This window comes from Cupriavidus sp. JZ107, from assembly GCF_053903255.1.
Genome location: NZ_CP096480.1, coordinates 161,421 through 187,796, shown reverse-complemented (window position 1 = coordinate 187,796; position 26,376 = coordinate 161,421). Strand labels below are relative to the sequence as shown.

Sequence of the window (26,376 nt, the reverse complement as noted above, 5' to 3'; positions counted from 1 at the left end):
CGGTTGTGGCCGGACGCGGCGCCATCGAAGGCCGGTCGGCACATCGATGCGTCGGTACGTCGCGGCGCCGCCAGGGCGTGGGCCGTGGCGGCGATCGAGTTGGAACGGCAACTATAGCCGTTCTCTTCCCGCGTTGTCGGAAGGGTCTCCCGCCTCGACCGGTGCCGCGCCTGCCCCGTCAGGCCTCCGGTACAGGCTCCCCATGCAGCTGCTTCCATGCATCGATGCCGCCCAGCAGCGCCCAGGTATTGGCATAGCCGGCCGCGCGCAGGCGCTCGGCCAGCATCGCGGCGGACAGCTCGTTGGGGCAGGCGCAATAGACGACGATCTCCACGGCCGGGGGATGTTCGGCCAGCAGGTCCAGCGGCGCATCGGGATCGACCGGCAGCGCGCCGGGAATGCGCTCGAGCGCCGCGCTGCCCGGCGCGCGCACGTCCAGCACCAGCGGCAGGCGGCCGTCCTGGCGCCGCGCCTCCAGTTCGTCGACGCTCATGCGCGGAATCAGCCGGGTGCGGCGCAGCAGCCGGACCCGCTTCCACCAGCGCCAGACGATGAACAGCGCGAGCGCCAGCAGCGCCAGCATCAGCGCCAGATGGCCATAGGTGCCGAAGGCGTCCAGCACGGCGTCGATGGCATCGCTGAACGCGGCGCCGATCATCAGCGCCCCGCCGGCCCAGACCACCGCGCCGATCGCGTCGTAGAACAGGAAGACCGCGAACGGCGTGGCAGTCATGCCCGCCATCGCGGTCGACAGCGCGCCGGCGCCCGGCAGCAGCTTGGAGAAGATCAGCGAGCGCGGGCCCAGCCGCAGATACAGCGACTGCGTCTGCCGGATGCAGCTGTCCTGCGACAGCGACACCTTGCAGATGGTGCGCAGCATCGGCTGGCCCAGCCGCCGGCCCGCCACGTACCACAGCGAATCGGCAATCAGGCAGGCCACCACCACGGCGCCCAGCACCGCGCCGATCGAGGGGCCCGTCTCGCGCATGCCCAGCGCCCCGGCCACCAGCAGCAGCGGATAGGCGGGCACCGGCAGGCCGGCCTGCTCGATCAGCACGTTCAGAAATACCAGCGTCAGTCCATGCTGTTCCAGCAGGACCTGCAATTCCCCCACGGCGGTCTCCCGTTCAATGATCGAAGGCGCGATGATTCGCGATATGGGCGAAGTTTGCCAGCATCGCGGCCAGCGCGGCCGGTCCTGGCCTGGACGATCGTTTCAAAATCTCTGAATGCCGGATGCCCTGGAGCGCTCGCCCTGAGCCCCAAGCCATGGCAAGATGGCGCCGAAGCGGCTCGGACCCGCCGGCCGCTCCTAACTGGGAGATGCGTATGCTGTCATTCCTCGGTACGGTGATCGTCGGCCTGATCGTGGGGCTGATCGCCAGGGCCATCAAGCCTGGCGACGACAAGATGGGCTGGATCTTGACCATATTGCTCGGCATAGGCGGTTCGCTGATCGCCGGATATGTCGGCCAGGCGCTCGGCTGGTATCGCCCCGGGGAGCCGGCCGGCTGGATCGCCTCGGTGATCGGCGCGATCGTGCTGCTGGTGATCTACGGGCTGGTGCGGCGCAGAGCCTGACACCCGCCCAACGGGCGGGGCCATCGGCGGCCCCGCCCATCTTTCCCTCTTTCCCATCCTTCTTTCGCGCCCCGGCCCCGCTGCCGGACTCGCGCTCTGCTGCTCCTCGTACGCTGCGTTCGCACGACAGTGCCGACGCTAGCAGGACGTTCCCATCCGCCGCAGCGCCTCTTCAATCCCCGCCAGTGCGGCCAGCATGCCCGCACCGATCGCCTCCTTGCGCAGCGCCATCAATTCGGCCTGCAGGCCGGTCCGGCCGACGTCCCCCGCGCTGCGGCCCAGCGCTGCCAGCACGCGGGCGCGGCGAATCTGGAACTGCGCCCACGGAAACGGCTCCGCGCGCGTATAGGCCTGCAGCGCGTCGGCATAGCGATCCGCATCGTCCCAGCGGCCGTTGCGCAGCGAGACCTCCATCGCGGCTTCGTAGAGATCGAGATGGCAATGGCTGACACAGCTTTGCGCGAGGATCGCCTCGCCTTGGGCCAACGCACGGCGCTGCTTGTCCGGATCGCGCGAGGTGCGGGCGATAAAGCCCAGGATCATGGGGCCGGAGTAGCGCATGCCGGTGTCGCGGCTGAGCGCCAGCGCTTCGTCGAGCAGCTGTTCGGCGGCCTCGGGATGCCCCTGGTTGCCGATGGCCAGCGCCCGCCGTCCGGCCAGTTCCGCCTCGAAGCGACGCGCGCCCAGGCGCCGGGCCAGCGCCAGCGCCCGTTCGGCATGCGCCTGCGATTTGGCCCATTCGCCGGTCTGCTGTTCGCTGGACGCCATCACGTCGTAGGCCAGCAGTTCGATGCGCGCATCGCCGATGCGGCGAGCGATGCGCAGCGCCTCCTCGCAACGCGCCAGCGCGGACGACAGCGCATGGCACAGGCTGTCGACCGCACCCACCATCGGCAGGTTCGCCCCTTCGATCCGCACGAAGCCGCGGGCTCGGGCCAGCTCGACGCAGCGGACGAAGTGCGCGCGGGCGGTGACCATGCGGCCCTGCTGGTAGTAGGCGTCGCCGAGGCCGCCAAGCGCGCGCGCCTCGCCCAGCGCGGAACCCGCCGCGCCGGCGTGCCGCAGCGCGCGCTGGTGCGCGCCCAGGCAGGCCTCGATGTCCCCCATCGGAAAATGGACGTTGCCGCGCAGCGATTCGATCTGCGCCAGCATGTCCTCGTCGCCGATCGCCGCGGCGCCGCGCTGCGCGTGCTGCAGCGCGATCAACGCGCGCTCGTAGCGGTCCAGCAGCCGCAGCGCCGAGGCCACGCCGAACCACGCATGGGCGCGCTGGCCGTGGTCGTCGGCCAGCGCGACTGCGTGCTCGAAGGCCTTCAATGCTTCGGCGGGCTGCCCGAGGTTCAGCGTCAGCTCGCCGCGCAAGCAGGCCAGCGACTGCCGGATGGCGCCATCGCCGACGATCTGCTGCGCGCGTTCGACCAGCCGCAGCGCCCGCTCGTTGCGGAAGTGGCCCGCCTCGTGCCGCGCCGCGGCTTCGTAGGCCGCCGGAGCACCGGCATCGCTGGCTGCGTCCAGATGCTCGGCATGCAGCATCGGATCGCGGCTTTGATACCAGTCGGCGGCGCGCCGATGCAGCGCGAGCCGGCGCGACTTGAGCAGCGACGCGTAGACGGCCTGATGAATCAGCGCATGCATGAACAGGAAGTCTTCGCCCTCGGGCCGCAGCAGCGCATGCCGCACCAGCGCATCGCAGGGGTCGTCGGCCGTGCCGAGCAGGTGGCGCAGCGCCGCAGGAGAGAAGCGCTGGCCCAGCACCGCGGCCGCCTGCAGCGCCTGGCGATGCGGCTCGGGCAAACGGTCCATGCGCGCCAGCACGATGCTCTGCAGCGTGCCGGGCAGCGCGTCGGCGTCCGTATCGGGCGCCGCGTTGCGCAGCAACTGGTCGAGAAACAGCGGATTGCCTTCGGCGCGGCGGATGCAGGAGTCCGCCAGTTGCTCGTCGACATGGCGATAGCGCGTGGCCAGTTCGCGCGCCTCGGCATCGTTCAGCGGCCCCAGGTCGATCGTGGTCAGCGATGCGCTGCCGGCGGCTGCGCGCCAGCCGCTGTCGAGCGGATCCTGCTCGGGCCGTACGGTCATCGCCAGCACCAGCCGGCAGGTTCGCGTGGCGGCCGCAAGCCGGGCCAGGCAATCGAGCAGTGCGCGCTCGGCCCAATGCACGTCCTCGACCACGATCAGCAGCGGCTTGAGCGCGCTGCGGCGGGCCACCTGCGCCAGCACGAAGCGCTGCACGCCGCGCTGGCGCGCGCCCGCATCCATCGCCGCCAGCGCCGCGGCCTGCGCCTCGGGTTGGGGGACGTCGAGCAGATCGAAGGCGAACGGCACATCGTCATCGTCGATGCGGCCGCCAGCGATAGCTTGCGCAATGACCTCTGCACGCGCATCGACGCTGGCGCCCGCATCGACACCGAACACTCCCCGTACCAGCACGCGCAGCGGGTCGCCCGACGTACCGACGCCGAAGTCGAGCACCAGAGCGCGCAGCGCTTCCATGCCATGCTCGCGTGCCAGCGCGACGAAGCGCTCGGCGAGCCGGCTCTTGCCGATGCCGGCCTCGCCGCGGATCACCACCACCCGCCCCTGTCCGGAGCGCAGGCAATTGCCGGCGACGCCGGCCAGTTGCACCAGCTCGGCCTGCCGTCCGACGAAGGCGTGCTGCGGCGGCGTCTCGGCGGCATCGAGAAACCGGTGCACGCGCCATAGCGGTATCGGCTCGGGGATGCCCGGCATCGACACATCGGTCAGGTGCTCGACCTCCAGGCGCCCGGGCAAGGCCAGAAAGACCCGATTCGACACCACGGTCTCCCCCGCCTGCGCGTGCTCCATCACGCGCGCCGCAACGTTGACCGGCGGACCGGTCAGCGTCATGGCGCCCGCGCTCGAGGACGCAGCGGCGAACAGCACCTGTCCGCTGGCGACGCCGACCCGCACCACCGGCGGCGTCGCGCACTCGGGGCACAGGCGCCGCGCGCCCTCGTGCAGGCCGACGGCGACGTGCATCGCGCGTTCGGCATCGTTGCCATGGGCCACCGGCACGCCGAACACGACGGTCAGCCGCGCGCCGATCTCGTCGGTCACGGCGCCGCCACAGGCTGCCGCGAGGGCGCGCGCACGTTCGCGCCAGCGCATCAGCAGGCCGTGGATCTGCTCGGCGTCGAGGCCGGCGGCATCGGCACCGATATCGTCGACGCTGGCGACGACGACCACGGCATGGCGAGGCTCCGGTGTCCTTGTCGTGGGCGCGGCGGTGGCGCCGGCGGGATCTGGCGGCGGTGGGGTCACGGGGCCGGTATCGGCGGGCGCGTCCCGCGCTGCCGGCGCGGTGGGCACCGTCGGCGGTACCGTCGCCGACTGCCGCCGCGCCCGCAGGATCCGCTGATGCAGCGCCTCGGTTTCCGCCTCGGGCGACACGCCCAGTTCGCGCTGCAGCGCAGTCCGGCACAGCCGGTATTGCTTGAGCGCCAGCGCCTGCCGCCCCTGCCGGTCATACAGCCGCATCAGCGCCCGGTGCACCGACTCCTGCAGGGCATCGAGCGTCAGCAGGCGCGTCGCACACGCGATTGCGCGGTCCAGCTCGCCCGCTTGCTCGTGCCGATCCACCAGCCGCCCCAGCGCCTGCAGCGCCAGGCCGCGCAGCCGCTCGCGTTCGACCGCGAGCCAATGGTCGAAGGTCGGCGCGGCGGCGTCGAACCCTTCGAGCAGATCGCCGCGATACAGCGCGACCGCGGCCTCGAGCGCGTCCGGGGTGGCGGTGCGCAGATGCTCTTCGAAGGCCACCACGTCGACCGCGACACCGCACAGCGCCACCCGGTCGGCGTCGGACAGCACCACCGGATAGCCTTCGACCGCCCGGCGCACCGCGCTGAGCGCCTGACGCAGGCTGGTGCGCGCCTGTTCGGCATGGCTGTCGGGCCAGAGCAGCGCCGCCAGCTTGTCGCGGGACTGCGGCCTGCCGTCGGCCAGCGCAAGATAGGCCAGCACCGCACGCGCCTTGCGCGCGGATAGGGGAAGGGGAGTGCCGTCCGGCGAACTCAGCGTGAAGCCGCCGAACAGATCGAGGTGGACCGCCGCCATCGCTTGGTGTGCTTGCTGTGGCCGATGTCAGAGGCAGGCGCGGCGGCATCGGCTTGTGAAGCTGCCCTGAAAGCTCTTTTATAGGCCACGGATTGACGCAGCGCGGTACTGCTGCCCGAGAACTTTCACGCTTCTTTCACGCCGGCGCGCACGGCCATATCACGCCGGCCCCCTAACCTCGCTACTGCCCCGCTTTCCAAGACACTCCAATGGCGAGGCCAGCCGCGACGCCCGCCGGCCGCATGATGCGGCGCAGACAGCGACATGACCACCGGGCTGCTGGATTGCGCATTAGAAACAAGGATGACTTCCATGGCACACACCGATTCCCGGCACCTGCAGGTTTCGTCGGGCAATAGCCGTTCGATGGAGCGCTTCGAATCCGCCCTCGAACTGTTGCAGGGCTACTACGGCGATCCGCTGACGATGATCGACGAGACCCTGGCCGAAGACCCCGAATTCGTGATGGGGCACGCACTACGCGCGGGGATGCTGATCACCGCGGGCGATGGCGCGGTGGCGCCGCTGCTGCGCCAGACCGTCGAGGCCGCCGAGGCGCTGCACGGCATCGCCAACGAGCGCGAGCGCCGGCACATCGCCGCCGCCCGCGCCTGGCTCGACGGCCAGTTCGCCCGCGCGAACCAAATGTATGGCGACATCGTGATCGATTACCCGCGCGATGCGCTGGCGTTGCAGGTCGCGCATATCACCGACTTCCTGCTCGGCCAGTCGAGCATGCTGCGCGATCGCATCGCGCAAGTACTGCCGAACTGGAATGCGCGCGTGCCCGGCTTCAGCCATGTGCTCGGCATGCACGCCTTCGGCCTGGAGGAGACCCATCTGTACGAACAGGCCGAGGAGCGCGGGCGCTTCGCGCTGGAGCTCGATCCGCGCGATCCCTGGGCGATTCATGCGGTCGCGCACGTGATGGAGATGCAGGGTCGGCCGGACCAGGGCATCGGCTGGCTGCAGTCGCACCAGCAGGACTGGGCCATCGACAACATGATGGCCGTCCATAACTGGTGGCATCTGGCGCTGTTCCACCTCGAGCTCGGCCATGCCGGCCAGGTGCTCGCCCTGTACGACCAGCACATCCGTGCCACGCGTTCCGCGGTGGCGCTGGAGGTGGTCGACGCCACCGCGATGCTGTGGCGGCTGCAGCTGCGCGGCATCGACGTGGGCTCGCGCTGGGCCGAACTGGCCGATACCTGCGAGGCGCGCGGCGCGGAAGGGACCTACGCCTTCAACGACGTGCACGCGGGCATCGCCTATCTGGGCGACGACCGCCCGGCGTCCTTCGCCAGGCTGATGGCCAACATGCGGCAAGCGGCGGCGGGATCGGGTACCAACGCGGCGATGACGCGCGAGGTCGGCTTGCCGGTGATCGAGGCGCTGTACGCCTTCGAGGCCTGCGACTACGACCATGCAATCGAACTGCTGATGCCGGTGCGCCTGATCGCGCATCGCTTCGGCGGCAGCCACGCGCAGCGCGACATCCTGAACCTGACGCTGATCGAGGCGGCCTTGCGCGGCGGCCGGGCCAACCTGGCCTGCGCGCTCGCGGCCGAGCGGATGGAACTGAAGCCGATGACGCCCAGCCTCAGCACGCTGGTGCAACGCGCCTCGACCCTGTATCGGGAGAGCGCCGAGGCGGACGCCCGCACGCCGGCAGCGCGGGCTGCCTGAGCCCGCGCGCAAGGCGCCTGCGTATCGCGGTATCGCCGCTGCGCGGGCATGCCATCACCGCAGGCGGCCTGCTGCCGCCTGCGGTTTTTTTGGCGCGGCCCCAGGGCTGGCGGTATCCTTTGCGTCATCCCAGCCCGGAGCTTCAACATGACGAACCCCACGGAACCGGTGCACGGTACCGAGGCCGCGGCCAACGCGGAAGGCACGCCCAAGCAGCTGGAAGCCAAATATCGCGCCCTGGTCGAAGCCATTCAGGACTACGCGATCTTCACGCTCGACGTGTCGGGCAATATCACCAGCTGGAATCGCGGCGTGGCCAAGATCAAGGGCTACGCCGCCCACGAGATCATCGGCAAGCATTTCTCGGTCTTCTACACGCCGGATGCCGTCGCCCGCGGCTGGCCGACGTACGAACTGGGCCGCGCCGCGCAGGACGGCCGTTTCGAGGACGAAGGCTGGCGCGTGCGCAAGGACGGCACGCTGTTCTGGGCCAACGTGATCATCACGGCGATGTTCGACGAGCAGAACGTGCTGCAGGGCTTCGCCAAGGTCACGCGCGACATGACCGAACGCAAGCGGCTGGAGGAGCTGGAACAGTCCAGCCGCCGCATGAGCGAGTTCCTCGCCACGCTGTCGCACGAGCTGCGCAATCCGCTCGCGCCGATGCGCAACGCCGTCAACCTGATGCGGCTCGAGACGCTGGGCTCGGGCGACCAGCGCGCGCCGCGCGACAGCGCGACGCTGCGCCAGTGCCAGAGCGTGCTGGACCGCCAGCTGTCGCATATGACGCGGCTGGTCGACGACCTGCTCGACATGGGCCGCATCACCTCGGGCAAGGTCGAGCTGCAATACAGCCGCGTGGACCTGTCGGACATCGTCGCGCGGGCGGCCGAGGCCGCCCGGCCGACGCTGGAGCGCCGGCGGCAACGGCTGGACCTGCAGGTGCCCGAGCGGGTCGCGATGCGGGCGGACCCGACCCGCCTGATCCAGGTGCTGCAGAATCTGCTGCTGAACGCGTCGAAGTTCTCGCCCCCGGGCAGCCGGATCACGATCCAGGCCGAGCCGCAGCCGCAGGTGGTGGAACTGCGCGTCAGCGACGAGGGGATCGGCATCCCCGCCAGCGAGATCGACAGCATCTTCGACCTGTTCGTGCAGCACAAGCACGGCAAGGTGTCGGACGACGGTGGCCTGGGCATCGGCCTGTCGCTGTGCCGCTCGCTGGTGGAGCTGCACGGCGGCTCGATTCGCGCCAGCAGCCCCGGCGAGGGCATGGGCAGCACCTTTACGCTGCGCCTGCCGCTGGCCCTGGAGAGCGCCGACGAGAAACGCGATGCGCCGGTGCCGCTGCCGGCCGGTGCGCTGCGCGTGATGGTGGTCGACGACAACCGCGATTCCGCGGACAGCCTGGGCATGCTGCTGCAGGCGATGGGACACGAGGTCCATATCGCCTATGACGCCGAGGGCGCCATCGAGATCGCCGGCGGCTTCGTGCCGCAACTGGCGCTGATCGATATCGCGATGCCCGTGGTCGATGGCTTCGCGCTGCTGCGCGGATTAAAGAGCATGCGGGGCTGGTCCGGCACCGTGTTCGCCGCGATGACCGGCTTCGGCCAGCCGAGCGACCGGGCCGAAACCAAGACCGCCGGCTTTCATTTCCATATCGTCAAGCCGGTCGAGTTGCCGAAGCTGCAGATGCTGCTGGCGATGGTCGAGCAGGGCACCGTCGCCGGGACCGGCCCTGCCGGCAATGCGCCGCCGGCATAGCCCTTCCCGGCTGCGCTTTCCGCTTCTCTTCGCCCTTCCCTCTTCCTTTCCTCTTCTCCTTTCCCGCTTCGACGCCTGCGCACCGACCTGCGGTCGGTCGGCGCGGCGTCGTTTCGCCGTGCGCGCTTGTCTCGCGCGGTAGGCGTAAACCCGCGGCCATCGACAAATCGCTTGACCAATCAATTCATGGATATAAACTCCAATTCACCATAATGAATTCGAGACATTGCCCGTGCCCGACCACCCCACCTATTTCGTGTCGCTCGACGACGTCCCCGGTTATCACCCTGCCAACCATGTCGGCACGCTGAACCGCCGCCTGATCGGCCCCGAAACGGTCGGCGCGCGCCATCTGGAGGTGGTGCACGGCACCATCGAAAAGGGCAAGGGCGCGCTGCCGCATGCGCACCCGGGCATCGAGCAGGTCTGCTACCTGCTCGAGGGCCGTGCGCTGGCGGAAGTCGGCGGGCAGCGCCGCGAGCTCGGTCCGGGCGACTGCTGCTTCTTTCCCGCCGACCAGATGCATGTGTTCACGGTGATCAGCGACGAGCCGGTCAAGGTACTGGTCATCTATTCGCCGCCGTACGAGGAATCGCCCGAACGCGTGGTGCGGCCCGACTGAGCGGCACCCAACCCCGAGCCCGCGCCAGTCGGGCCATCCCACCATAACGAGGAGACAGACGATGAACATGCTGACGAGGCAGGGCCTGGGCCGATGCCTGGCCCGACGCTTGGGCCGACTATTGACGGGCGCCGCGGCGGCGCTGACGCTGGCCGCCCCCGCGGCGCTGGCCGACACCTTCCCTTCGAAGCCGGTCAAGCTGGTCGTGCCGTTCGCCGCCGGCAGCGGCACCGATGCGGTGGCCCGGCTGACCGCGAAATACCTGGGCGAGGCGCTCGGCCAGTCGGTCGTGGTCGAGAACAAGCCGGGCGCGAACGGCACCATTGCCGCCGAATACGTGGCCAAGGCCGCCCCGGACGGCTACACGCTGTTCATGACGACCAACACCACGCATTCGGCCAATCCGTCGCTGATGAAGCAGCTGCGCTACGACCCGGTCAAGGACTTCACCCCGGTCGCGCGCATGGGCAACCTGCCGTTCATGCTGGTCGTCAGCCCGTCGCTGCCGGTCAAGACGCTGCCGGAGTTCATCGCCTACGCGAAGTCGCACCCGGGCCTGTCCTATGGCAGCGGCAACAGCACAGGCATCGTCGCCGGCGCGACGCTGGCACGGATGGCGGGCCTGAAGATGCTGCACGTGCCCTACAAGAGCACGCCGCCCGCGATGACCGACGTGATCGGCGGCCAGATCCAGATGATGTTCGTCGACTTCGCCGCCGGCATCGCCAACGTCAAGGCCGGCAAGCTGCGCGCGCTCGGCGTGACCACCGCACAGCGCAGCGAACTGCTGCCGGACGTGCCGCCGCTGGCCAGCGTGCCCGAGCTCAAGGGTTTCGATATCACGTCGTGGAACGGCGTGTTCGCGCCGGCCGGCACGCCCGCGCCTGTGGTCGAGCGGCTCAATCGCGAACTGGTGGCGATCGTCTCCAACAAGCAGCACGCCGCGCAGTACTACGCCTTCGGCTTCGAACCGTTCGGCAGCACGCCGGCCGAGCTGGGCAACTTCGTCACGGCGGAGCTGCGCAAATGGTCCAAGCTGGTCAAGGACGCGGGCATCCAGCCCGAATGACCCGGCGCCCGCCAATGAACAACCGCCGCAACACGAGGACAGCGACGTGAATTTCGAACTCTCGGACCAGCAGACCGCCATTGTCGAAGCGGTGCGCACGGTCTGCTCCCGCTTCGACATGGAGTATTGGGACCGGCTCGACCGCGACCACACCTTCCCGCACGATTTCCACGCGGCGATGTGCGAGGGCGGCTGGCTTGGCGTGGCAATGCCGGAAGCGCTCGGCGGCGCCGGTCTCGGCATCCTCGAGGCGGCGCTGGTGATGCAGGCGATCTCGGAGTCGGGTGCCGGCATGAGCGGCGCCTCGGCGGTCCATATGAACGTATTCGGCCTGAACCCGGTGGTCGTGTTCGGCTCGCCCGAGCAGCAGGCCCGCTTCCTGCCGCCGCTGATCGCGGGCCGCGAGAAGGCCTGCTTTGCCGTGACCGAACCCGATGCGGGACTCGACACCACGCGGCTGAAGACGTTCGCGCGCAAGGTCGACGGCGGCTACCTGGTCAGCGGCCGCAAGATCTGGATCTCCACCGCGCAAGTCGCCGACCGCATGCTGCTGCTGGCGCGTACGCAGACGCTCGAGTCGGTCGGCAAGCCCACCGAAGGCCTGTCGCTGTTCTACACCGCGCTGGATCGCAACCGGATCGAAGTGCGCGAGATCGACAAGATGGGCCGCGCCGCCGTCGACTCGAACATGCTGTTCATCGACGAGCTGTTCGTTCCGCAAGAAGACCTGATCGGCGAGGAGGGGCGCGGCTTCGAATACATCCTGCACGGGCTGAACCCCGAGCGCATCCTGATCGCCGCCGAAGCGGTGGGACTGGGCCGCGCGGCGCTGGCGATCGCCACGCAGTACGCGAAGGACCGCGTGGTGTTCGGCCGGCCGATCGGCGCCAACCAGGGCGTGCAGCATCCGCTGGCCCAGGCGTGGATGCAGCTGGAAGCAGCGAACCTGATGGTGATGAAGGCGGCGGCGCGCTACGACGCGGGCCTGCCCTGCGGCGCCGAGGCCAACACGGCGAAATACCTGGCCGCCGAAGCCGGCCACAATGCCTGCCAGACCGCAATCCTGACGCTCGGCGGCATGGGCTATTCGCGCGAGTACCGCGTCGAGCGGCTGTTGCGCGAATCGTATATCCCGCGCATCGCGCCGGTCAGCCCGCAGCTGATCCAGTGCTTCATCGCCGAGCGCGTGCTCGGCCTGCCTAAATCGTACTGAGCGCCGGAGGCTATCGCGTGAAGGATCACGGCATGACAGATTCGCCCTGGGACGCGCCGGACGCCGCTGCCACCGGTCCGCTGGCCGGCGTGCGGGTGGTCGACATGACCTCGGTCGGCATGGGCCCCTATGCAACGCAGATCCTGGGCGACATGGGCGCGCAGGTGATCAAGGTGGAGTCCCCGGAAGGGGACGTCTTCCGCCATGCGGAGCCGGCGCGTCATCCCAACATGGGCGCTGCCTTCCTGAACCTGAACCGCAACAAGCGCTTCGTCGTGCTGGACCTGAAGCGGGCGGAAGACCTCGCTGCGCTCAAACGCCTGCTCGCCGAGGCGGACGTGTTCGTCTCCAACGTCCGCCCCGCCTCCCTGCGCAAGCTCGGGCTCGACTACGCGTCGCTGCGCGAAGACCATCCGCGCCTGATCTATTGCGGCGCCTATGGCTATGCCGAGGACGGCCCTTACGCGGGGCAGCCAGCATTCGACGACATCATCCAGGCGCGCAGCGGCCTGGCGCAGTTCCAGGGCGCCAACGGCGACCAGGGCCCGCGCTACGTCAACACGATCCTGGCCGACAAGGTGGCCGGCCTGACGGTTGCCTACGCGATTCCGATGGCGCTCTATGAACGCGAGCGCTCCGGCCAGGGCCAGGCGATCGAGGTGCCGATGTTCGAAACGCTGGTGTCCTTCCTGGCGGTCGAGCAGCTGGCCGGGCGCACCTTCGTGCCGCCGCTGGGCGACGCGGGCTATGGGCGCGTGATGTCGCCCCATCGCAAGCCCTACCGGACCGCCGACGGCTATCTGGCGCTGCTGCCCTACACCAGCGCCCAGTGGGCGCGCTTCTTCGCGGTGGCCGGACGTCCGGAGCTGGCGGCCGATCCGCGCTACGCCACACCCGCGGGCCGCAGCGCGCATATCGACGCGCTGTATGAAACGCTGGCCGACATCGTGCTGACGAAGACCACCGCCGAATGGCTGGACCTGCTGCGCGACGCCGACATTCCGCACAGCGAGGTGCCGCGCTTCGACAGCGTGCTCGACGACGCCCATCTGCGCGCGACCGGCATGGTGTTCGAATACGCGCATCCGACCGAAGGGCAGCTGCGCGCCGTCGGCATTCCGACCCGCTTCTCGCGCACGCCGGGCAATATCCGGCATTGGCCGGAGCCGCTGCCCAAGCGCGGCACGGATGCTGCTGCCGAAGCGGCCAACGATCCGGCCTAGCCTCGGCGCAAGCCGCGGCGGCGCCCGCCAAGGCCTTACACTGTCGGCCTTGCGAAGCATGCCCCCCGACCAACAGGCCGACAGGAAACCAGCCGATGCCCGACGTGGAGCCCGCCCCGGAACCCGCCGATAAAGCCGCGGACAAAGCAGCCGAGAAGGCCGCAAGCGCGAACGTCAAGACCGCGCTGCGCGTGGTCGAGATCATGGAGATCTACGCGCGCGAAGGCCGCTCGCTGACGCTGACCGAGCTGGCCAAACTGCTGGGCGCGCCGATGTCGAGCTGCCTCGGCCTGATCCGCACGCTGGCGGCGCTCGGCTATCTGTACGAGACTGGACGGCGCCAGGGCTACTACCCGACCGGCCGGTTGCTGGCGATCGCGCAACGGATCGCCGCCAACGACCCGCTGCTCGAGCGGGTGCAGCCGGTGCTCGAATCGCTGCGCGACGAGACCGGCGAGACCGTGATCTTCGGCAAGCTGCAGGACGACGGCCGCGTGGTCTATCTCGATGTGGTCGAGTCGAGCAATCCGGTGCGCTACATCGCCACCGCCGGCGAACTGCGGCAGGCCCATACCAACTCGATCGGCCGCGCGATCCTGTCCGCGCTGCCCGCCGCCGACCGTGACGCGCTGCTGGCGCGCGCCTCGTTCGCGCCGCTGACCGCGCGCACGCTCGCCTCGCGCGAAGCGCTGGAGGCGGAACTCGACACATCGCGCGAACGCGGCTGGGCGCAGAACTTCGGCGAGTCGCTGGCCGACCTCGGCGCGGTCGCGGTGCCGCTGACACTGGCCGGGGTGGTCTACGGCGTGTCGGTGGCCGGCCCGATCCACCGCGTCGAATCGCGCGCGGCCGACATCGCGATGCCGCTGCGGACGGCGATACGCGCGCTGCAGGGCTAGACGCTCCGGCTTCCGCCGCCTTCCGCCGCCCCCTGCGGCCTCTCTGCCTGCGACACCTGTCGCATTCCGGACGCGACACCTGTCGCATGCCGCGACGGCGCCGCGACGCACCGGGCGCCATCGCATCGGCTCCGAGCGCCCCACGCGGCCCCTGATCCACCCTTGCCCGATTCACCGCAAAGCCGCGCCACGCAAGGCTTTGCGGCCCGCCGCTCGATCGGGGCGCCCTACTTCCATCGCCCTGTTTCCCCGCACTGGCATCGCGCTTGCAATGACATCGCAGCCGCGGCGCCCGCCGCACCGCGCTTCCCCGACGCGGACGCGGGCGCCACGCCAAGCGAAAGAAACAGGAGACACGACGATGGAACCGACCACGGACCAGTTGCTGTGGATGTACGAAAAGATGGTCGAGATTCGCCATTACGAGGAGACGATGGCGAAGGTGTATCTCGAAGGGAAGCTGCCGCCGAAGATCCAGAAGGGTCTGGCCTTCGATATCGGTGCCGGCCCGGTGCCCGGCGAAATGCATCTGGCCGCGGGCCAGGAGCCGGTGGCGGTCGGCGTCTGCGCGCACCTGCGTACCGAGGACACCGTGGTCGGCGCCCACCGCCCACACCACTTCGCGATCGCCAAGGGCGTTCCCCTCGACGAGATGACCGCCGAGATGTTCGGCAAGGTCACGGGCCTCGGCCGCGGCAAGGGCGGCCACATGCATCTGTTCCATCCCGAGACGAAGTTCTCCTGCAGCGGCATCGTCGGCGCGGGCGCGCCGCAGGCCTGCGGCGCCGCGCTGGCCGCGCGCAAGCTGGGCAAGGACTGGGTCGCGATCGCCTTCTTCGGCGAAGGGGCGGCCAACCAGGGCGCCTTCCATGAGGCGCTGAATCTGGCCGCGCTGTGGAAGCTGCCGGTGCTGTTCGTCTGCGAGGACAACAAATATGGCATCTCGGTCGAGAAGTCGGCTTCGACGTCGGTCGACAGCAATGCGGTCCGCGCCGCCGGCTACGGCATGCCCGGCGTACTGGTGGATACCAACGATGCGGTGGCGGTGTTCCGCGCGGCCGGCGTCGCGGTCGCGCGCGCGCGGCGCGGCGAAGGGCCCACGCTGATCGAGGTCAAGACCGACCGCTACCTGGGCCACTTCCAGGGCGATCCGGAAACCTACCGGCCGAAGAACGAGGCGCAGACGCTGCGCCGGAACGATCCGATCGACCGGCTCGGCAAGCTGCTGCGCGAGCAGGGCCTGCTCGACGACGAAGCCGACGCCGCGCTGCGCCGGCAGATCGTCACGCGCGTCGACGCCGCCTATGCGTTCGGCCGCGAAAGCCCCTACCCCGCCCCCGAGGAAGCGCTGCAGCACGTGTTCGCGTGATGACACGCGGTCGCACGCAATCGCATGCAATCGCACGTAATTCGCGCGCAATCCGCACGCTGCCCGCAATGACAGGAGACAACCAGATGGAACCCAACGACAACAACCCGCCGGCCGGCCGCAAGCTGACCATGGCGCAGGCGATCGCCGAGGCCATCGGCCAGGAGATGGAGCGCGACCCGAGCGTCTTCGTGATGGGCGAGGACATCGGCAAGTACGGCGGCATTTTCAGCGCCACCACCGGGCTGCTCGATCGCTTCGGCCCCGAGCGCATCATGGACACGCCGATCTCGGAGACCGCCTTCATGGGCGCGGCGATCGGCGCCGCCGCCGAGGGCCTGCGCCCGATCGCCGAACTGATGTTCGTCGACTTCTTCGGCGTCTGCTTCGACCAGATCTACAACCATCTGGCCAAGAACACCTATATGTCCGGCGGCCGCGTCAAGCTGCCGGCCGTGGTGATGACCGGCATCGGCGGCGGCTACAACGACGCCGCTCAGCACTCGCAATGCCTGTACAGCACCTTCGCCCACATGCCAGGCATGAAGGTCGTGGTGCCGTCGAACGCCTACGACGCCAAGGGCCTGATGATCGAGGCGATCCGCGACGACAACCCGGTAGTGTTCTGCTACCACAAGGGCATCATGGGCCTGTCGTGGATGTCGTACTTCGAAGGCAGCACCACGGCGGTTCCCGCCGAGGCCTACACGATTCCGTTCGGCAAGGCCCGCGTGGTGCGCGAGGGCCGCGACGTGACCATCGTCACGCTGAGCCAGATGGTGCAGAAGTCCGTGCTGGCCGCGGAGCGGCTGGCCGAGGAAGGCATCGACGTCGAGGTGATCGACCTGCGCACGCTGGTGCCGCTGGACAAGCAGACCGTGCTGGAGTCGGTGGCCAGGACCGGCCGGCTGCTGATCGCCGACGAGGACTACCTGAGCTACGGCCTGTCCGGCGAGATCGCCGCGATCGTGGCCGAGCATCTCGACACGCTGGAGATGAAGGCGCCGGTGCGGCGCCTGGCCGTGCCAGACGTGCCGATCCCGTTCAGCCGCCCGCTCGAGAACTTCGTGATCCCGCAAGTGGACACGATCGCCGCCAGCGTCCGCACGCTGATGCAAGCCAATCCCGAACTGAAGCAAGAAGCCAAGAGAGAAGCAGCATGACCGACGTAACGATGGCAGACGACGTGTGGGCCGATGTCGAGGAAGGCACCGAGGCCCTGTTGCAGGACTGGCAGGTCAATGTCGGCGACAGCGTTGCCGAGGGGCAGACGCTGGTGGTGGCCGAGCTGGTGAAGACGACCCACGAGATCGTCGCGCCGGTGGCCGGCCGCATCGCCGAGATCCTGGTGCAGTCGCAGGACACCTTCGCGCGCGGCGCCGTGCTGGCGCGCATCGAGGAGTAGACCATGGCCGAAGCCTCACTGACGCTGGCGGCGGACAACGGGGCCGGCGCGGCCACGCCGCCGCGGCACACCATACCGCTGACCGGCATGCGCGGCGCGATCGCGCGCGGCATGACGGCCGGCTGGCAGATCCCCCGCGTCGCACATTCGCTGGAGGTCGACGTCAGCGCGGTCGAGGCGCGGCGCGCGCAGCTGCAGGCGGAGCTGGGCGACAGCGTCAAGGTCACGCTGACCGCCTATCTGCTGCGCGCCGCCGCGCTGACGCTGCGGGCCCACCCGCGGCTGAACGCGCGCGTCACCGACAAGGAGATCGAGCTGATGCCCGACGTCAACATCGGGCTCGCGGTCAGCCTGGACGACGGCCTCGTCGTGCCGGTGCTGCGGGAGGTCGACCGCAAGTCGGTCGCGCAGATCGCGCGCGAGGCCCGCACGCTGGCCGAGGGCGCGCGGAGCGGCACGCTGGGCGCGGGCGCCTACCAGCGCGGCACCTTCACGATCAGCAACCTGGGCATGACCGAGGTCGAGCGCTTCACGCCGATCCTGCACGCGCCACAGGCCGCGATTCTCGGCGTCACCCGTGTGATCCGCCGCGCCGTGGTCAAGGACGACTGGATCAGCATCGCACCGATGATGGGCCTGCATCTGGTGTTCGACCATCGCGCCGTCGACGGCTACCCGGCCGCGGCGTTCCTCGGCGACCTGAAGCGGCGCCTCGAGTCCGCGGAAGACCTGTGATGGCCGCGCTCGCCCCGACCCTCGTCACCGCGACGCCGCACGCCGAGCAGGCGTGGAACGCGCGGCAGCTGGCCGAGCCGGTGACCGAGCCGCGCCTGCGCCTGTGGACCTATCGGGCGCCCGGCGTGGTGTTCGGCTGCTCGCAGCGGGCGCTGCACCAGCGCACCGCGCTGGCGGACCGCGCGGTCGTGCGCGGCTCCGGCGGCGGCGCGGTGCTGACCGGCCCGTGGATGCTGTCGGCCTCGATCGTGCTGCCGCCCGACCACGCGCTGCTCTCCAGCGGGCCGATCGGCAGCTATCGGTGGCTGGGCGTGCTGCATGCCGGCCTGCTGCGCGACATGGGCATCGCGGCGTTCGCGCTGCCGCCCGAGCAGGCGCGCAGTTATCGAGCCGATGCGGCACTGACCTGGGCCTGCTATGGCGGTCTGTCGCCGTGGGAGGTCGTGGTCGAGTCGCGCAAGATCGTCGGCCTCGCGCAACTGCGCCGGCGCACCGGCGTGCTGCTGACCTCGGGCACGCTGATCGCGCCGCCCGACTGGCGCCTGCTGTGCGAGGCGCTGGGGCAGCCGGCCGGTCTGGGCGACGCGCTCGCCGACCGCACCACCTCGTGCGAGACCGAGCTGGGCGCGCCGGTGATCGCCGAGGTGCTGGCCGACCGGCTGCACCACATGCTGACCGACGTGCTCGGCAGCGTGGCGGCCAACGACCACGACGCCATGCCGCGCGCTTGCGTCCGCCATGTGCTACCGCTGCGCGGTGCCGCGGCGCCGCCTGGCTAGCGCGGCGCCCGCCGCGTGGCCCGCGCGGGCGGACCCCGCCAAACAACGATACCGATATCCCACCGAAGGAGACGACAAATGCAAGACGACATCCAGCAAGCGGATGCCGCCGCGCCCGCGGCCGGCATGCGCATCGTGGCCAAGACCCAGCCGGTGACGCGGCGCGGCTTCCTCCGAGGCACCGGTCTCGCCGCGATCGGCGTCGCCGTCGTGTCGCCCGGCGCGCTGGCCAAGCCGGCGCGCGAGGCGCTGGTGACCGACCTGAAGGCGCTCGGCACGCCGACCGCCCGCACGCTGCTGGTGATGGCGCGCGACATCTTTCCGCACGACCGCTTCGCCGACCGCTACTACGTCGAAGCGATCGCGCCGCTGGACCGCGCCGCCGCCAGCGACAAGGCGGTACGCACGCTGCTGCAGCAGGGCGTGCGCGAGCTCGATGCGGCTGCGCAGCGCAAGCACGGCAAGCCCTATGCGCAGTTGCAGGACGAGGCCGACCGCGTCGCGCTGCTCAAGGCCATCGAGACCACGCCATTCTTCGAGAAGGTGCGCGGCGAGATGGTGACCAGCCTCTACGACAACAAGGCGGTCTGGCCGCTGCTCGGCTACGAGGGCTCGTCCTGGGAAAAGGGCGGCTACGCGAACCGCGGCTTCAACGACATCGACTGGATCTGAGCCGTACCCCGCGCGAAGGGCTGCGCAGACAGCATCGCGAACCATACAAGGCAGGACACTGGAGACAAACATGGCAACACGGATCGACCTGAACGACCGCGACGCGGTCGTCATCATCGGCTCGGGCGCGGGCGGCGCCACGCTGGCCAACGAGCTGGCGCAGCGGGGCATCGGCAAGATCGTGATCCTCGAGGCCGGCAAGCACTATACGCAGGCCGACTTCGAAAACGACGAATGGGCGATGTTCCGCAAGATCTCGTGGCTCGACAAGCGGATCTCGGCCGGCGGCTGGCATCACACCAAGACCTATCCGAACCTGCCGGCGTGGATCGTCAAGGCGGTTGGCGGCTCGACCATCCACTGGTCCGGCGTCGCGCTGCGCTTCCAGCCGCACGATTTCCGCACGCGCCAGATCTACGGACAGGTCGAAGGCGCCAACGTGCTGGACTGGCCGATCAGCTACGAGGAACTGGCGCCCTACTACGACAAGGCCGAGAAGAAGATGGGCGTGACCGGCAGCGCCGCCAGCGGCCAGCCGCCGATGCCGGAGAGCAACCAGTACAAGGTGGTCGCGGCCGGCGCGCGCAAGATCGGCTATCGCAAGATCGTGCGGCCGGTGGCGTCCAATTCCACACCCTATGACGGCCGCCCGGCCTGCCAGCAGGCCGGCTTCTGCATGCAGGGCTGCAAGATCGGCGCCAAATGGTCGGCGCTCTATACCGAGATTCCGAAGGCACTGGCGACCGGCCGCGTCGAGCTGCGTCCCGAGAGCATGGTGCTGCAGGTCCAGCACGACAAGTCCGGCAAGGTCAATGGCGTGCTGTACGCCGACAGCAAGGGGCGCAAGCACCTGCAGAAGGCGCGCGTGGTCTGCGTGGCGGGCAATTCGATCGAATCGCCGCGGCTGCTGCTGAACTCGGCGTCCAGCCTGTTCCCGAACGGGCTGGCCAACTCGTCGGGGCAGGTCGGCCGCAACTACATGAACCACGCGACCGCGGCCGCGGTGGCGATCCATCGCAAGCCGGTCTACATGTACCGCGGCTTCGATATCGGCGCGGTGGTGGCCGACGAGGTCGCGCTCAATACGAAGCGCGGCTTCAACGGCGGCTACTACCTGGAGGGACTGGCGCTCGGGCTGCCCTATACGGCGGCCTTCATGAAGCCGGGCGGCTGGGGACGCGACGTGACCTCGGCGCTGGAACAGTACGACCACATGACGGCGATCTGGGTCTGCGGCGAAGACATGGCGCGCGAGCAGAACACCATCACGCTGCATCCGACCGAGAAGGACCAGTACGGGCTGCCGATCCCGATCGTGACCAAGACCTACCACCGCAACGACGACGCCATCGCGGCGCACGGGCTGCAGCAGTTCCGCAAGCTGTCGGAGGCGGTCGGCGCGACGCGCGTCATCGATATGCCGGCGTATCCCGCCAGTCACAATATGGGCACCAACCGGATGAGCGCCAACGCCCGCGACGGCGTGGTCAACCGCTGGGGCCAGGCGCACGACGTCAAGAACCTGTTCATCTCGGACGGCAGCCAGTTCACCTCCAGCTCCGCCGCCAACCCGACGCTGACGATCGTGGCGCTGGCCATCCGCCAGGCCGAATACCTGGCCGGCGCGCTGCGCAAGGGCGAGGTCTGAGCCCGGGCTTGTCGGGATTGAAGTCCGGCCCGGGGCTGGTGTAAGGTCGTCGCGCCTGGGAAGGCGTTGTCGCTCCCGCACCGCGACAGCACTCCCTCTCCCGCCCGCGGGAGAGGGGCCGGGGAGAGGGCAACGGCGTTCCGCTGTACCGGCACCGCTCGCCGTCCGGTCTATATTGGATAACACCACGAACACAACAGCACAAAAGCGTCGTCCGTCCCCACGGCAAGGCGCAGCGAAGGAGACCCCGTGATCAGTGCCAAGCAAGCCGCCCAACGGCACGCGCATGTCGAGCAGGTGCTGACGCTTGCCAGTCAGGCCGATCCGGAGCGGCCGCCGCTCAGCGAGATCGAGCGCTCGTGGATCCGCTGCGTCAACGAGTACGGCATGGATCCCGGCCGACGCATGCCCGCGCATATCGTCGAGGCGGGACGGCTGCGCGAGCACAAGGACCAGATCGAGGACTTCCTCGGCGTGGCGCGCACCGGCATGGAGCAGTTGTACAAGCGCATGTCGTCGCTCGGCTATGTGCTGCTGCTGACCGATTCACACGGCATCGCCGTCGACTTCATCGGCAACGACCAGTGGGATCGCGAGCTCAAGAGCTCCGGCCTGTATCTGGGCGCGGACTGGAGCGAGCGCCAGGCCGGCACCTGCGCGGTGGGCACCTGCATCGTCGAGCAGCATGCGGTCACCTGCCACCAGACTGACCATTTCGATGTCTCGCATATCAGCCTGACCTGCAACAGCGCGCCGCTGTTCGACCCGACCGGCGGTTTTCTCGGCGTGCTGGACGTTTCGGCGCTGACCTCGCCCGGTCCGCGCGAGAGCCAGCATCTGGCGCTGCAGATGACGGCGATGTATGCGCAGATGATCGAGGACGCCAATTTCCTGCGCTACTTCCGCGACCGCTGGATCCTGCGGCTGGGCGCAACCTGGTCGCTGGTCGACGTCAGCGGCGAGATCATGGTCGCCTTCGACGCCGACGGCATCGTCTGCGGCATCAACAGCGGCGCGCGCCGCGCGCTGCGTGCGGCGGACCATGGCCCGGTGATCGGACGGCCGCTGACGATGCTGTTCCGCGAGAGCATGAGCGACCTGTGGCGCATCGCCCGCGCCGGCATGTCGTCGGATCGCGCGACGCTGCGCACGCATGGCGACGAGGTCTACTACGCCAGCGCGATCGCGCCGCGCGTGATGCCGCACCGCATCCCCACGCCGGCCGCGCCCGAGCCCGGCGACACCGCCGCGCTCGACGCGCTGGGCGCCGACGATGCGCAGATGCAGCGGCTGATCACACAGGCAAAGCGCCTTGCCAACAAGCCGCTCAATGTGCTGATCCACGGCGAGACCGGCACCGGCAAGGAGGTGCTGGCCAAGGCGCTGCATCAGAGCAGCAACCGGCGCGAGCACGCGTTCATCGCAGTCAATTGCGCCGCGATTCCGGAGACGCTGATCGAGAGCGAGCTGTTCGGCTATACCGCCGGCACCTTCACCGGCGCGCGCGGCAAGGGCATGCGCGGCCTGATCGCGCAGAGCGATGGCGGCACACTTTTTCTGGACGAGATCGGCGACATGCCGCTGCATCTGCAGAGCCGGCTGCTGCGCGTGCTGTCCGAGCGCGAGGTCACGCCGCTGGGCGCGCAGCGTCCGCTCGCGGTCGACCTGCGCGTGGTCGCGGCCTCGCACCGCGACCTGCGGCAGCTGATCGCCGAGGGGCGCTTCCGCGAGGACCTGTATTACCGGCTGTGCGGCGCCACGCTGTATCTGCCGACCTTGCGTGAGCGGCAGGACAAGGCCTACCTGATCGAACGGATCTGCCGCGAGGAAGCGGCTCAGTTGCAGATCGACGCGACGCTGTCGACCGACGCGCGGCGCGCGATGCTGGCCTACGACTGGCCCGGCAATGTGCGCCAGCTGCGCAATGTGCTGCGCTTCGCGCTGGCGATGAGCGACGGCGGCCATATCGATCTGGGCGATCTGCCGCCGGAGGTGACCGACGCCGGCACTGCCTCTCCGTTGCGCGCGCTGCCCGCCTCCGATGCCGCGAGCCCTCCGGTCCCCGACGATCCGAAGGCGCGCCAGTTGCTCGCCGCGCTGCAGGCGCACCACTGGAACGTGACCGAGGTCGCCGCGGCCTGCGGCATTTCGCGGGCGACGGTCTATCGGCAGATGGAGCGCTTCGGCATCGTCGCGCCGAACCGGCGCTAGGCGCCAGCCGGGGCCAGCGCTTCCGAGCGCTGCGGCTGGCATGCTCGCCGGGACCGACGTACCATCGCCGCATCGGCCGATCCTTGCCGCGCCTCCCTACGCCCCTTCCTACGCTCAATCGACGCCACCGCCATGCCGCTGCCCGCTGAACGCCTGAACGAGTATCTGGACTTCGCCCACCGCCTGGCCGACGCGGCCGCGGCGCAGAGCCTGCCGCTGTTCCGCACCCATGCCGAGGTGCAGGACAAGGGCGGCCGCCGCTTCGACCCGGTCACCGCCGCCGACCAGGCCGCCGAGACCGCGATGCGCGAGCTGATCGCGGCCACCTATCCCCACCATGGCATCCATGGCGAGGAGCATGAGCGCATCGAAGGCACGTCGCCGCTGACCTGGGTGCTCGATCCGATCGACGGCACGCGCGCCTTCATCACGGGCCTGCCGCTGTGGGGCACGCTGATCGCGCTGAACGACGGCGACAGGCCCGTGCTCGGCGTGATGGACCAGCCGTTCACCGGCGAGCGCTTCGTCGGCACCTGCGACGCGGCCTGGCTCGGCAGGACGCCGCTGCGCACGCGGCCCTGCGCGAGCCTGGCCGAGGCCAAGCTGATGTGCACCACACCGGAGATGTTCGCCGACGAGCCCGAATGGAAGGCCTTTCGCTGCGTGGCCGACCGCGCGCGGCTGCTGCGCTATGGCGGCGACTGCTATGCCTACTGCATGGTCGCCGCCGGCCATGTCGACGCAGTGATCGAGGCAGGGTTGCAGCCGTACGACGTGCAGGCGCTGATTCCGATCGTCGAAGGCGCGGGCGGCATCATCACCAGCTGGACAGGCGACGATCCCCAGCATGGCGGCCGTGTGGTGGCCTGTGGGGATCGCCGCCTGCATGCGCAGATCCTGGCGGCGCTGGCGGAATAGCGCGGCGGATTGGAGACGGCAGCGGCCGCAATCGGCCGGTTCTGACCGGCATCGACTGGCGAACCCGGCAGCGTATCTCCCGCTACGGCGCGTCGCCGGTTATGATGCGCGATTATCGAACGACCGCCGCCGCCCCGGATCCGGCCTTTTTCCGTATGGACGCCACCCGCTCCACCACCGCCTCAGCCCCTGCCGTCCCTGCCGCGCCCTCCGCCGATGCCGCCCCGCTGCGCCCCGCTCCCGCGCGTCCCGATCAGCTGGACCAGTACGCGGGCGACCCGAACTTCATGCTGTCGCTGGCGCGCGGGCTCCATGTGCTCGAAGCCTTCTCCGAGCGCAAGCGGCCGCTGACCATTTCGCAGATCGCCCAGCGCACGCAGCTGTCGCGCGCCTCGGTGCGGCGCTGTCTCTATACGCTGCAGCGGCTCGGCTATGTCAGCCAGGAGGACGGCCGCTTCGCGCTGCGTCCGCGCGTGCTGCATCTGGGCCACGCCTATTTTTCTTCGACCGCCCTGGTCGCCCAGGCGCAGCCGATCCTGGACCGGCTCAGCGCGGCCGTCGGCGAGACCTCGGCGCTGGCGATCCTCGAGGACACCGACATCCTGTATCTGGCCCGCTGCGAGGTGCGCCGCATGCTGTCGCACGCGCTCGGCATGGGCAGCCGCCTGCCGGCCTTCTGCACGTCGATCGGCCGCATGCTGCTGGCCCATCTGGACGAGCCGGCGCGCGACGCGTACTTCGAGCGCGCCGAACTGCGGCCGCGCACGCTGCAGACCAAGGTATCGCGCACCGAGCTGGAGGCCTGCTTCGAACAGGCACGCGCGCTTGGCTATGTGGTGGTGGACGAGGAACTGGAGCTCGATCTGCGCGCGCTCGCGGTGCCGGTGCACGCGGAGTCGGGCGAGGTCGTGGCCGGCATCAGCGTCAGCGTGCGGCCCACGCAGGTCGGCGAAGCCGAGATGCTGGCCCGCATGTTGCCCCGCATGCGGGAGGCGGCAATGGAAATGAGCCGATTGATGGCGGCGTGAGACGGCGGCGTGAGATGGCAGCGTCAGATGGCGGCACGCGAGTGCGGCCCTTGCACAGCTGTCTCCTCGCCACAACGACAATCGGCATCAAGCGCCAATATTGCGCCGCGCATTTGAAGCTGATCATGTCGCAATGCTCACAATCGTGGCGCTTTTAAGCGCGATGCGCGTCGCCGCCATCACTCCTCGGAATAGACCGCGGAAACGTGGCGATATTCAATGCATCGCGTTGCGATATACATTGCTAAAATCACCGTCCACAAGTCCGAACCCGAAAGACTCTTGCCAAAAAAGAGACTACCGCAACACCAATATGACTTTTGATGACATCTCGCTTGGCGCAATCGTCGCGGATATGCGCATGGCAGAGAGACCCCTGATGCCCGCCGAACAGGCCTATCTCGCCGAACTGCGCCAACGGATTGCGGCCGGCTCCGAGAATTTGTGGGCGATCCTGGAAGACGCCGGCATGCCATCGAACGGTGGCCGCCTGTCCGGCGATGTGATGCTCGCCCTCACGATGGTGGCGCAGAGCAAGCCGCAATAAGGATTGGCGCCGTCCACGCGCATATCCAGGGCCGGCGCGTCATCGATATCCCGATATCCCGATATCCCGATATCTGCGGCGCGCCCGTTGCGCGTCGCGAATTGCTAGCCCCGATGGGCCAATTCCAGCGCGAATACCAGCCGCTGCAGCGTATTTTCCAGACGCCCATCCGGATTGACGAACGCGCAGCCGAAATGATGAATCGCGCTGTCGTCGCGGCCCACCAGCCAATGCCCCACTACCTGCAGATCCAGATCGAGCTTGCCGAGCTCACGGAAATCGAGCCGGGCGCGCGCGATGCGCGTACCGACCGGCAGCTGCGCATCGCCGACCGTGCGCGAGCGCAGCCCCACTCCCGATAGCGACAGATCCGAGATATCGAGCTTGACCACGGTACCGTCGTCGAGCCGTCCCTCGCAGCCGTAGCCCCGCGTCACCAGCGTGCGTGCGCGGAAATGCCGGCGGCGCTGGAAGTGATAGAGCTTGTCCGGGAACGGCGCCTTGAAGGCCGGGCCGCCCTGGTATTGCACGGGCTCGGGCCGGCCGATGGCGAAGTTCACCGGCACGCCGCGCAGCGACGCGGAGATCGTGTTTTCCTCGGCCTCCAGCACCGCGCGTGCCTCCTCTTCGGTCCGGCACCAATCGAAGATGAAAGTCCGGCTGGCGGGGTCGACATGCAGCACCGAGGAAACGGTCTCCCGGCCGCGGCCGGAACGCACGTTCAGCGTGCATTTCTGCCACGCCAGATCGCGCAGCACCGTGCCGATCTGCGAGGCGTGGGTCAGGCGGTACTGTTCGTCGGAAGCAGCGTCGGACGCGGCGGCGGCCTCGGGCCGGTCGATGGACTCGTGGGAACTCATGAAATCACGCGGGCGGGTGCGGGGATCCAGATGCGGGCGAAGGGGACTCTAGTACAGAATCGGCATCCTCGGC

At 69.2% G+C, this 26,376-nt stretch carries 22 protein-coding genes; 19 read left to right on the top strand and 3 right to left on the bottom strand.

Annotated features, from left to right (window positions below; all coding sequences use genetic code 11):
• Positions 1 to 178: 178 nt before the first annotated feature.
• The gene (locus M1D55_RS00835; protein ID WP_064574406.1) at positions 179 to 1,114 is read right to left on the bottom strand and encodes a DedA family protein/thiosulfate sulfurtransferase GlpE; all 936 of its coding nucleotides are present in this window, start codon (positions 1,112 to 1,114) and stop codon (positions 179 to 181) included.
• Between the two features lie 215 nt (positions 1,115 to 1,329).
• Here M1D55_RS00835 and M1D55_RS00830 point away from each other — a divergent pair, with 215 nt between their 5' ends.
• Positions 1,330 to 1,581 carry a GlsB/YeaQ/YmgE family stress response membrane protein gene (locus M1D55_RS00830; protein ID WP_006577258.1) on the top strand — a complete coding sequence of 84 codons (252 nt, stop codon included), beginning with the start codon at positions 1,330 to 1,332 and terminating at the stop codon, positions 1,579 to 1,581.
• A 138-nt stretch (positions 1,582 to 1,719) separates the two neighbouring features.
• On the opposite strand, the gene M1D55_RS00825 is transcribed toward M1D55_RS00830, so the two are convergent.
• Entirely contained in the window at positions 1,720 to 5,655 is a 3,936-nt protein-coding gene (locus M1D55_RS00825; RefSeq protein ID WP_456280825.1) for a BTAD domain-containing putative transcriptional regulator, read from the bottom strand.
• Between the two features lie 312 nt (positions 5,656 to 5,967).
• Here M1D55_RS00825 and M1D55_RS00820 point away from each other — a divergent pair, with 312 nt between their 5' ends.
• The 18 genes from M1D55_RS00820 to M1D55_RS00735 all read left to right on the top strand — a co-directional run bounded on the left by M1D55_RS00820 (position 5,968) and on the right by M1D55_RS00735 (position 25,443).
• Positions 5,968 to 7,341 (top strand): tetratricopeptide repeat protein, encoded by a 1,374-nt coding sequence (locus M1D55_RS00820; RefSeq protein ID WP_023264783.1) that lies wholly within the window; start codon positions 5,968 to 5,970, stop codon positions 7,339 to 7,341.
• A 147-nt stretch (positions 7,342 to 7,488) separates the two neighbouring features.
• Complete coding sequence (locus M1D55_RS00815; RefSeq protein WP_456280824.1) at positions 7,489 to 9,105, top strand: PAS domain-containing hybrid sensor histidine kinase/response regulator; 1,617 nt, start codon at positions 7,489 to 7,491, stop codon at positions 9,103 to 9,105.
• 232 nt (positions 9,106 to 9,337) lie between these two features.
• A complete protein-coding gene (locus tag M1D55_RS00810) occupies positions 9,338 to 9,727 on the top strand; it encodes a cupin domain-containing protein (protein ID WP_064574585.1) in 390 nt (129 codons plus the stop codon).
• Between the two features lie 67 nt (positions 9,728 to 9,794).
• The gene (locus tag M1D55_RS00805; protein WP_456281345.1) at positions 9,795 to 10,796 is read left to right on the top strand and encodes a Bug family tripartite tricarboxylate transporter substrate binding protein; all 1,002 of its coding nucleotides are present in this window, start codon (positions 9,795 to 9,797) and stop codon (positions 10,794 to 10,796) included.
• A 46-nt stretch (positions 10,797 to 10,842) separates the two neighbouring features.
• The gene (locus tag M1D55_RS00800; protein ID WP_456280823.1) at positions 10,843 to 12,009 is read left to right on the top strand and encodes an acyl-CoA dehydrogenase family protein; all 1,167 of its coding nucleotides are present in this window, start codon (positions 10,843 to 10,845) and stop codon (positions 12,007 to 12,009) included.
• A gap of 32 nt (positions 12,010 to 12,041) precedes the next feature.
• A complete protein-coding gene (locus M1D55_RS00795; protein ID WP_456280822.1) occupies positions 12,042 to 13,232 on the top strand; it encodes a CaiB/BaiF CoA transferase family protein in 1,191 nt (396 codons plus the stop codon).
• 95 nt (positions 13,233 to 13,327) lie between these two features.
• Positions 13,328 to 14,131: an IclR family transcriptional regulator gene (locus tag M1D55_RS00790; RefSeq protein WP_456280821.1), complete on the top strand. Its 804-nt coding sequence runs from the start codon at positions 13,328 to 13,330 to the stop codon at positions 14,129 to 14,131.
• 361 nt (positions 14,132 to 14,492) lie between these two features.
• On the top strand, positions 14,493 to 15,500 hold the full coding sequence (locus M1D55_RS00785; protein ID WP_456280820.1) for a thiamine pyrophosphate-dependent dehydrogenase E1 component subunit alpha: 1,008 nt from the start codon (positions 14,493 to 14,495) through the stop codon (positions 15,498 to 15,500).
• An 86-nt stretch (positions 15,501 to 15,586) separates the two neighbouring features.
• Complete coding sequence (locus tag M1D55_RS00780) at positions 15,587 to 16,663, top strand: alpha-ketoacid dehydrogenase subunit beta (protein WP_456280819.1); 1,077 nt, start codon at positions 15,587 to 15,589, stop codon at positions 16,661 to 16,663.
• The gene (locus M1D55_RS00775) at positions 16,660 to 16,905 is read left to right on the top strand and encodes a lipoyl domain-containing protein (protein WP_006578478.1); all 246 of its coding nucleotides are present in this window, start codon (positions 16,660 to 16,662) and stop codon (positions 16,903 to 16,905) included. The genes M1D55_RS00780 and M1D55_RS00775 overlap by 4 nt, the downstream gene beginning before the upstream one ends.
• Before the next feature lie 3 nt (positions 16,906 to 16,908).
• Positions 16,909 to 17,640, top strand: coding sequence for a dihydrolipoamide acetyltransferase family protein (locus M1D55_RS00770; protein WP_456280818.1), 732 nt, complete (start codon positions 16,909 to 16,911; stop codon positions 17,638 to 17,640).
• Positions 17,640 to 18,419 carry a lipoate--protein ligase family protein gene (locus M1D55_RS00765; protein WP_023264781.1) on the top strand — a complete coding sequence of 260 codons (780 nt, stop codon included), beginning with the start codon at positions 17,640 to 17,642 and terminating at the stop codon, positions 18,417 to 18,419. Before M1D55_RS00770 ends, M1D55_RS00765 begins: the two co-directional genes overlap by 1 nt.
• 78 nt (positions 18,420 to 18,497) lie before the next feature.
• On the top strand, positions 18,498 to 19,091 hold the full coding sequence (locus M1D55_RS00760) for a gluconate 2-dehydrogenase subunit 3 family protein (RefSeq protein ID WP_197498306.1): 594 nt from the start codon (positions 18,498 to 18,500) through the stop codon (positions 19,089 to 19,091).
• Between the two features lie 70 nt (positions 19,092 to 19,161).
• A complete protein-coding gene (locus M1D55_RS00755) occupies positions 19,162 to 20,739 on the top strand; it encodes a GMC family oxidoreductase (RefSeq protein WP_456280817.1) in 1,578 nt (525 codons plus the stop codon).
• 249 nt (positions 20,740 to 20,988) lie between these two features.
• Positions 20,989 to 22,950: a sigma-54-dependent Fis family transcriptional regulator gene (locus M1D55_RS00750; protein ID WP_456280816.1), complete on the top strand. Its 1,962-nt coding sequence runs from the start codon at positions 20,989 to 20,991 to the stop codon at positions 22,948 to 22,950.
• Positions 22,951 to 23,082: 132 nt separating this feature from the next.
• Positions 23,083 to 23,868 carry a histidinol-phosphatase gene (gene hisN / locus M1D55_RS00745; protein ID WP_456280815.1) on the top strand — a complete coding sequence of 262 codons (786 nt, stop codon included), beginning with the start codon at positions 23,083 to 23,085 and terminating at the stop codon, positions 23,866 to 23,868.
• 155 nt (positions 23,869 to 24,023) lie between these two features.
• Entirely contained in the window at positions 24,024 to 24,896 is an 873-nt protein-coding gene (locus M1D55_RS00740) for an IclR family transcriptional regulator domain-containing protein (RefSeq protein WP_064574592.1), read from the top strand.
• 313 nt (positions 24,897 to 25,209) lie between these two features.
• Complete coding sequence (locus M1D55_RS00735; protein WP_006576881.1) at positions 25,210 to 25,443, top strand: hypothetical protein; 234 nt, start codon at positions 25,210 to 25,212, stop codon at positions 25,441 to 25,443.
• 104 nt (positions 25,444 to 25,547) lie between these two features.
• Here M1D55_RS00735 and M1D55_RS00730 read toward each other — a convergent pair whose 3' ends face one another.
• Positions 25,548 to 26,303 (bottom strand): flagellar brake protein, encoded by a 756-nt coding sequence (locus M1D55_RS00730; RefSeq protein ID WP_006576880.1) that lies wholly within the window; start codon positions 26,301 to 26,303, stop codon positions 25,548 to 25,550.
• Between the last annotated feature and the right edge of the window lie 73 nt (positions 26,304 to 26,376).